This window comes from Sphingomonas sp. RB1R13, assembly GCF_036663775.1.
Taxonomy (GTDB): domain Bacteria; phylum Pseudomonadota; class Alphaproteobacteria; order Sphingomonadales; family Sphingomonadaceae; genus Sphingomicrobium.
This window is the reverse complement of record NZ_JAXOJM010000124.1, coordinates 1-1,021: the sequence shown is the minus strand read 5'-3', so window position 1 is coordinate 1,021 and position 1,021 is coordinate 1. Positions and strand designations below refer to the sequence as shown.

At 67.4% G+C, this 1,021-nt stretch carries 1 protein-coding gene and 1 pseudogene; both read right to left on the bottom strand.

From position 1 onward, the window contains the following. Positions 1-66 precede the first annotated feature (66 nt). Positions 67-501, bottom strand: coding sequence for a hypothetical protein (locus U1700_RS15440; RefSeq protein ID WP_332753541.1), 435 nt, complete (start codon positions 499-501; stop codon positions 67-69). A 112-nt stretch (positions 502-613) separates the two neighbouring features. Then, a pseudogene (locus tag U1700_RS15435) lies at positions 614-1,021 on the bottom strand (cell wall hydrolase); the annotation flags it as partial.

The window sequence follows — 1,021 nt, the reverse complement described above, 5'->3', positions numbered from 1 at the left end:
GCCCGATCGCGGGCGCGGCGGCCAGCGGCACGGCCGCAGCGACGCAGGCGAGGAACAGCCGCCGCATCATGCGGGCACCCGTGCCAGCTGGACGCCACAGCCGGTCATCCCCGACAGTTGAACGTCGACCACCGTTCCTGCGCCGAGATACAGGGTGGTCCCACCGCCGGAATCTCCCGTCGAACGGCTGACCAGCGGCAGCATCGTGCTACCGTCCGCTGCGAGATAGCGCAGGACGACGGTGCCGTAACCGCTGCACATTTGGTTGACCACATAAAGGCCGCCTAGCGTAGTCGCAGGTGCGGCGGCGACGTTGCTGCTCGCCAGAACCAGCCGTTCGGCCCTGGATGCCACCGGCATCGGCGCATCTGCCGTAATCGCCGTACAGCGCCCATCCCCCTGGACGACGCATGGTGCGGTCAGCGGCGCATAGCCCGCCGGAGCCTGCACCTGCTGCGCGACCGCCGCTGGCGCTGCCATGACGATTACGATGCTCGCCAAGGCGATTCCGCCTCGTACAATCCCCTTCATTCTCGACCCTCCCTTTAACCGGAAGTTCACCCTATGTTCCGATTTCCTGCCTGTAGGACAGCGAAATCTTCGTCGGTATCAGTCAGCGCTCGGGGGAAGCTGCGGTCAGTGCGGCCGAAAGACCCGCCGTACCGGGCAGGCATTGCTCAGGCTTGTCGCGTGGGGTTCGCGCGCAATCCCGCATCGCTTTCTGCTCGTCGCCATGGCGGGACCACATGAAGACAACCCCGGCGGGACGTGCCTCGGTCACCGCCAACGGCACGCGCCGGGCCGAATCCCAGCCATAGACCAGGCAATTGGTCCGCTTGCCGCAGGCCTGCAGCGCCTTGATCGCATAGCTGCCCGGATAGTCGTCGGGGCTGAGCAGCAGATAATAAATGCCGCGCCATTCGTCCGACCGCACCACCCCGCCGGGCGCCGTCGCGGCGGCTCCGGCCGGATCGCTGCTGCCGGGCGCCACGGCATTCGCGGCGGCGGGATCGGTCGCAAC